Annotated in this window: 6 protein-coding genes; 4 read left to right on the top strand and 2 right to left on the bottom strand. The window is 67.7% G+C overall.

What is annotated here, in order from left to right:
* The first annotated feature begins 135 nt into the window (after positions 1-135).
* From ON37_RS22605 to ON37_RS22595, 3 genes are all read left to right on the top strand, one after another.
* Positions 136-729 (top strand): Uma2 family endonuclease, encoded by a 594-nt coding sequence (locus tag ON37_RS22605; RefSeq protein ID WP_051031932.1) that lies wholly within the window; start codon positions 136-138, stop codon positions 727-729.
* Between the two features lie 78 nt (positions 730-807).
* The gene (locus ON37_RS22600) at positions 808-1,575 is read left to right on the top strand and encodes an ABC transporter ATP-binding protein (RefSeq protein WP_040722046.1); all 768 of its coding nucleotides are present in this window, start codon (positions 808-810) and stop codon (positions 1,573-1,575) included.
* On the top strand, positions 1,560-3,137 hold the full coding sequence (locus tag ON37_RS22595) for a hypothetical protein (RefSeq protein ID WP_040722044.1): 1,578 nt from the start codon (positions 1,560-1,562) through the stop codon (positions 3,135-3,137). The genes ON37_RS22600 and ON37_RS22595 overlap by 16 nt, the downstream gene beginning before the upstream one ends.
* Positions 3,138-3,325: 188 nt before the next feature.
* Here ON37_RS22595 and ON37_RS22590 read toward each other — a convergent pair whose 3' ends face one another.
* A complete protein-coding gene (locus ON37_RS22590; protein ID WP_157171549.1) occupies positions 3,326-3,973 on the bottom strand; it encodes a hypothetical protein in 648 nt (215 codons plus the stop codon).
* A gap of 285 nt (positions 3,974-4,258) precedes the next feature.
* On the opposite strand from ON37_RS22590, the gene ON37_RS22585 reads away from it, so the two are divergent.
* Positions 4,259-5,968, top strand: coding sequence for an MFS transporter (locus tag ON37_RS22585; protein ID WP_083893210.1), 1,710 nt, complete (start codon positions 4,259-4,261; stop codon positions 5,966-5,968).
* Between the two features lie 10 nt (positions 5,969-5,978).
* On the opposite strand, the gene ON37_RS22580 is transcribed toward ON37_RS22585, so the two are convergent.
* Complete coding sequence (locus ON37_RS22580) at positions 5,979-6,392, bottom strand: NUDIX hydrolase (protein WP_040722042.1); 414 nt, start codon at positions 6,390-6,392, stop codon at positions 5,979-5,981.
* Positions 6,393-6,403: the final 11 nt, after the last annotated feature.

Below are 6,403 nucleotides of genomic sequence, written 5' to 3'. Positions count from 1 at the left end.
ACCGTGCCCGGAGGCGGTCGTATCCCGGCCGGGGTGCGGCTGCCTCCGGAGCCCGGCCCGCGGCGCCGGCCCTCGTCTAGACTCGGACCCAGTTGTCCATCGCGATCAGCGGGCTAGGAGGTGACTGTCGTGGCGATGCCGGTTCCCGAGCGGCCTTCGGCGTTGCAGCCGATGGGTGATCGCTGGACAGCCGCGGATCTCGAACATCTGCCCGACAACGGAATCCGCTACGAGGTGCTGAATGGTCAGCTGGTCGTGAACGCGGCCCCGAAACCCAGGCATCAGGAAGTGCTGACGTGGCTACTTGTCGCGCTCACATCGGCTATGCCGCGCGATATGTGGGTCTTACCAGGAGTCGGCGTGCTGATCGGTGATGACGAGCCGATTCCGGATCTCATTGCGGGCCGTGGGGCCGTCGACAAGGACGAGCGGGGGGTTCGCGTCGATCGGGTGGGTTTGGCAGTCGAGATCGTATCGGCCTCGACAACGCTCCAGGATCGGATGGCCAAGCCGAGCTTGTACGCGCAAGCCGGTATACCCAATTACTGGCGTATCGAAATCAACTCGTTCAAGGGACGTCTACCGGGGGAACAGTTGCCGGTCCTGTTCGCCTACGCCCTCGGTGAGAACGGCGAATACGAACTGGTTCAGCGCGCGGCCGCCGGGGCCGAGGTGACGTTGCACGCGCCGTTCGAGCTCACGGTCGACCCGGCCACCTTGCTGCGGTAACGAAGGGCCGCACTTGCCGGCGACGACTTCACGAGGTGGTCGATCACGGACGCGGGCGGGGCTCGCGGAGGAGGGGAGATGGAAGCCGATGATGTGCCCGCTCTGCGGTTGAGCGGGCTGTACAAGCGATTCGGCGGGCCGTGGGTGGTCGACGGGGTGAGCCTGACGGTGCCGCCGGGTTCGTTCTTCGGTCTGGTCGGCCCGAACGGCGCGGGGAAGACCACCACGCTGTCGATGGCGGTCGGCCTGCTGCGGCCCGACGCCGGGCAGGCACAGATCTTCGGCGCCGATGTCTGGGCGGATCCGGTGCGGGCCAAGACGATCGTCGGGGTACTGCCCGACGGCCTGGCACTGCCGGAACGACTTACCGGACGCGAATTGCTCACCTACACCGGACTTCTGCGCGGAATGCCGCCCGGCACGGTGGCCGAGCGGGCGCAGGAGTTGCTGTCGGTGCTGGAGCTCACCGGCGCGGAACGCACGCTCGTCGTGGATTATTCGGCCGGTATGCGCAAGAAGATCGGGCTCGCGACGGCCCTGCTGCACGGTCCGAAGCTGCTGGTACTCGACGAGCCCTTCGAAGCGGTGGATCCGGTGTCGGCCAGCACTATTCGCACCATTCTGCGGCGGTTCGTCGCGGCCGGCGGTTCGGTGGTGCTGTCCAGTCATGTGATGGCGCTGATGGAGAACCTGTGCGATCATCTGGCGGTCATCGACAAGGGCCGGGTGGTGGCGACCGGATCGGTCGCCGAGGTCCGTGGGGAGGGCAGTCTCGAGGAGGCGTTCGTGCGCCTGGTCGGCGGACGGATCGGGGGAGATGAGGGACTGTCGTGGTTGGCGTCCTGATCCGGATGCGCTGGCGGCTCACCGCCCGCGCGATGAGCGGCGGCCGCGCCGCGGTCGGTTTCTGGATCGGGCTGATCATCGGCGTGCTCGCCGCGATCGTCACCGCCGCGCTGATGGCGGTCGCAGGGTACGGCTGGGACGCCCGCGCGGCGGTCAATGTCGCCGCCACCCTGTACGCGATGTGGACGCTGGGCTGGCTGTGCGGTCCGATCTTCACCGGCAGTAGCGACGAAACCCTGCAGCCCGAGCATTTCCGGCTGTTGCCGCTGAGCTACCGCCGGCTGGCGGTCGGGCTCGCCGCGGTCGCGTTCACCGGCCCGGCCGGGGTGGTGAATCTGATCGCCTTCGGTGGTCTGGTCGCGCTTGCAGTCCAATTGGGCGTTCTCCCAGTGTTTTTCGCACTCGTCGGTGTCGTGCTGCAGCTGATCTTCGTGGTCCTGCTGTCGCGGGTCGTGCTGGCCTGGATCGGGGCGGCGATGCGTTCGCGGCGCGGACGTGACCTCGGTGTGGTGCTCGCCGGCCTGACCGGTCTCGCCTACTATCCGCTGCAATTGCTGGTCGGCTACCTCGGGCCGCGGCTGAAAGAGGTCTCGCCCGGCCTCGGAATCACGTTGCGCGCCTTGCCGTCGGGCTGGGCGCCCTACTCGGTACAGGCCGCCGCCGAGGGCCGCTGGTGGTTCGGCCTCCTGCCCTTGGCCGGCCTCGCGGCACTGGCTGCTCTGTTGTGGCAGGCGTGGGCGGTCCTGCTCCGCCGGCGCCTCACCACCACCGCCGCACCCGCCGGCCCGGTCGGCGAGCGCGCCGGCGCGGCCCGATGGGAGCGGCTGATCCCACCGACTCCCGTCGGCGCGGTGGTCTTGAAAGAACTTCGCACCTGGTGGCGGGACGGGCGCCGCCGCGCGGCGCTGCTGCCGCTGATGCTGATCGGGGTGGTGCTCCCGATCTTCCTCGGCCTGCAGAACGGCGCCGCCGGTGTGCCGTTCGCCGGTGTCTTCGTGGTGTGGTTGGCCGCGATGGCCAGCGCCAACATGTACGCCTTCGACGGAACCGCCCTCTGGCACACCCTCGTCGTCCCTGGCGCCACCCGAGCCGACGTACGAGGCCGCGTGATCGCCTGGCTCCTAGTCGTCGCGCCGTTGGCGGTGGTTCTCACCCTCGTGCTGCCGGGCGCCCTCGGGCGGCGGCAGATGTATCCCTGGGTGGTCTCCGCCCTCCCGGTCGTACTCGGCGTCGGCGCGGCGACCGCGATCTTCCTCTCGGTCTACGCCGCGTATCCCCTTCCGCAGCAACGAGGCAACCCGTTTGCCGGCAATTCCGGCAACCCCGGATGCGCCCGTGCCCTCGTGCAACTGGCCATCGGATTCGGCCAACTCCTCGTCAGCCTCCCGGTTCTGGGCATCGTCGGTCTCGGCGTCTACCTGCACAGCGGGGTCATCGAGTGGTGTGCGTTCCCGGTAGGCATCACCCTGGGCGTCGGCACAACCCTACTGAGCGTGCGACTCGTGACCACCCGAGTCGAGAGCCACGGCCCGGAACTCCTGGCAGAGGTGAAACCGCGCTGAGAAGCCATCGGTTGGGACGCGCGGAGTTCAGCGCCGCCCATGCCACGCATCGGCTCTCGCCGCCGCCACGGCGAACAGATCGAGCGAACCTCGATCGATAGCAGGGAAATCTCCGTTGGCTGCGGCGATATTGGCACGATCTGTTCGGCCCCTCCGGGGACGCGCTCCGATGTGCGTTGGTACGCCGGTCAGATGGTGTTGAACCCCAGCACGGGTGGCATCAACTGGAACGGCTCGTCGGGGATTTTCGGCAAGTTGGATGTAGACAGGCCGACTTCCTTTTCGGCGACCAGCACACTGTCGTATACGTCTTCCATGGCGTCACTGACGGCTTCGGTCATGACCTGCTCCACCGCCAACGACAAACCACTGGCTCTGGTCGAGGAAACCGGCTGATAGTGCGCTGTCGGAGTGGAGCCAGCGGTACGCAGCGTGTGCCGTAATTGCGCCACGGTGTGTTTGATGTCTTCGAGCACAGCCTCGGCGATGGTCGACGTCTGCGCGCTCACCGCATGAATGTCCGGCTCGCGTTCTTGCCAGCGCGCCACATGCGTCGCGATCTGTCCGCGCATCACCTGATACTCCGCAGCAGCCGATCCGACGAAATCATGATCGACGGGCACCGGTTCGGGTGGTTTCGGAGCTGGGGGTTTTCGCGTGAGGGCAGGAGTACCCAGTAAGTCGACCAGCTTCTGCATGGTATTGCGTACCCGATGGATATAACCCGAAAGCAGGGTCGATGCCGCGGGAGGCGGTTCCAGGTCGACTACCCAGTAGTGGCCTGATGCAGCAGTACCTTCGCGCAGGGGATCGGGTGCGGGCGAGTGACCTGTCATGGTGGATGTCCCTCGATATCCGGTTCCTGTTCGAATCAGTGTAAGGACTCTTCGAGCCTCGATGAACGCAAATCTCTCCCGGCGACGAGCGGTGTTCGAGCCTGGAACGGGCTGTCCGAGCAGGCAAGAGCCGCGGACCGGCCGTATTCGGTAGCCGATTACTCGCGATCGCTGCACGGTCCGGTATCACCCTGTCTCGATTGCCGAGATTCGTCCCGCTCGGCTCGTAGACTCGACCGATACGAGTTACTTCCCAGCGACACCGGTCGACGACGGGAGCGGCGCATGGCTGATCACGTTCGAACAGACGCTGAGCCCGATGTGCCGCCCACGGGAGCCAGACGCTGGCCCGCGCTCGCGATCGTCTCGCTCGGGCTGGCGATGGTACTGCTGGACGGCACGGTCGTCGGCGTGTCGCTGCCCGCGATCATCGGTGACCTGGGTCTGGACTTCACGCAGGCACAGTGGGTCTTCTGTGTGTATTCGGTGGTCCTCGCCGTGCTGCTGATCACCGTCGGCCGGATCGCCGATCGGTTCGGTCGGCGCGCGATCCTGGCGCTGGGCGTGCTGGTATTCGTGGGCGGTAGCGTGCTCGCCGCTTCCGCCGATTCGGCGAGTCCGCTCATCTGGGGGCGGCTCGTGCAGGGGATCGGGGGTGCCGCCGTCGTGGCCGGATCGGTGTCCACCGTCTCCGTGCTGTTCCGCGGGCGGGCCCGGGCCGTCGCCTTCACGGTGTGGGCGACCGCGTCGGCCGCGGCCGCGGTCGTGGGCGCCGCGTTGGGCGGCTGGTTCACCAACTCCTTCACCTGGCCGTGGATATTCCTGATCAACGTGCCGATCGGGGTGGTCGTGCTGATCGGCACCCTGGTGCTGGTCCCCGAAACCCGCATCGGTCGCGCCGCGACCGGCCTCGATGTGGACGGATGGCTGCTCAGCACCGCCGGATTCGCGTTGGTGATCTTCGCGCTGATCGAGGGGCAGCGCTACGGCTGGTGGCGGCCCCGGCGGGAGTTCACCCTGTTCGGCCTGACCTGGTCGGTCCAATCGGCGAGTTCGGTGATCCCGTTCGTCCTCGGCGTGGGCGTACTGCTGCTCGTGCTGTTCTTCTTCTGGGAGCGGCACCGGGTGAGGGTGGAACATGCGGCGCTGATGGACTTTTCGCGACTGTCCGATCCGCGACGCTGGAGCGACGGCGCGGCGATGCTGGTGGCGGCAGCCCAGTTCGCTGTGCTGTTCGCGCTACCGCTGTATCTGGTGAACTGTCTCGGGTTGTCGCCGCTGCGGACCGGTTCGATCCTCGTGGTGTTGACCGGCTGTGCGCTCATCGCCGGCGTGCTGACCGCCGGGCCGGCGCGGGCGATACCGCCGTTGTGGCTGGTGCGAGTAGGGCTGGCGATCGCGCTGCTCGCGATCGCGGTGACCGCTCTGGCCCTCACGGCCACGATCTCGGCGTGGGTGCCGACGGTTTTGCTCGCCTGCTACGGGGTCGGTCTCGGACTCGCGGTGGCGCCGCTGACCGTGCGAGTGCGCACCGATCTATGGGCGGGTGCCTCGGATCCGGGATCGGTCACGGCGTTGACCGCTCGCCCCGCCGGTGCGGCGCTCGGGGTGGCGGTACTCGGCAGCACCCTCTCGATCGGACTCGGCCACTTCCTGCCCGATCGGCTCGGCTATGTGCCCGGACTGGCGCCGCGTGCCGCCGCCGCCGTGGCCGCGGCCACCCGGGATTCGGCGGGCGGTGCGATCGTCGGCCTCCGCGGTCAGCACGCGCCCGCGGCAGTGACCGATGCGCTCGCCAACGGGTTCGCCGACGCTACCCGCGTCATGCTGCTCGGCGTCGCTGTGGCGTTGCTGCTGGCCTTCGTCGCGGCGAGTCGAATTCCGTTGGATTCCGGGCAGATCGACGCCGATATGTCCGTACCGGCCGAGCCGCCGGTTCCTGGGGAACAGCCGACCGCCGACTCCGATGCCGGGGCGGCGCAGCCCGAATCGTGAGCCGCGGCGCTCACCAGTCGATCAGATCGAGTTCGTGGAGCCGCCGGAACACCATCATGGAGCCGGGCGCCACATGCCGCATGGCGGCATACTCGCCGACGGTGAAATAGCGCAATTCGGCGATCTCACTGGTCGGGGTGGGTTCGCCGGTGAGGTCGGCGGTGAAGCACGTCATATGCAGGGGCGTGCCGGGCGCGTGCCCGTAGGCCTCGCATTCGAAAACACCGAGTTCGTCGTGCGAGCGCACGCTCACCCCCAGTTCCTCCCGCACCTCCCGGTACAGCGCCTCGACCGGAGACTCGCCGGGATCGATTTTTCCGCCCGCCATGTAGAACACGTCCTTGCCGACCGATCGCGCCTGCAACAGCCGGCGATCCCGGACATGAGCCAATGCGGCGGTACGGATCATCGAGGGAGCCTTCATATCCGACGACG

The sequence above is a fragment of the Nocardia veterana NBRC 100344 genome (assembly GCF_000308855.1).
Classification (GTDB): domain Bacteria; phylum Actinomycetota; class Actinomycetes; order Mycobacteriales; family Mycobacteriaceae; genus Nocardia; species Nocardia veterana.
This window is presented reverse-complemented; position numbering and strand designations above follow the sequence as displayed.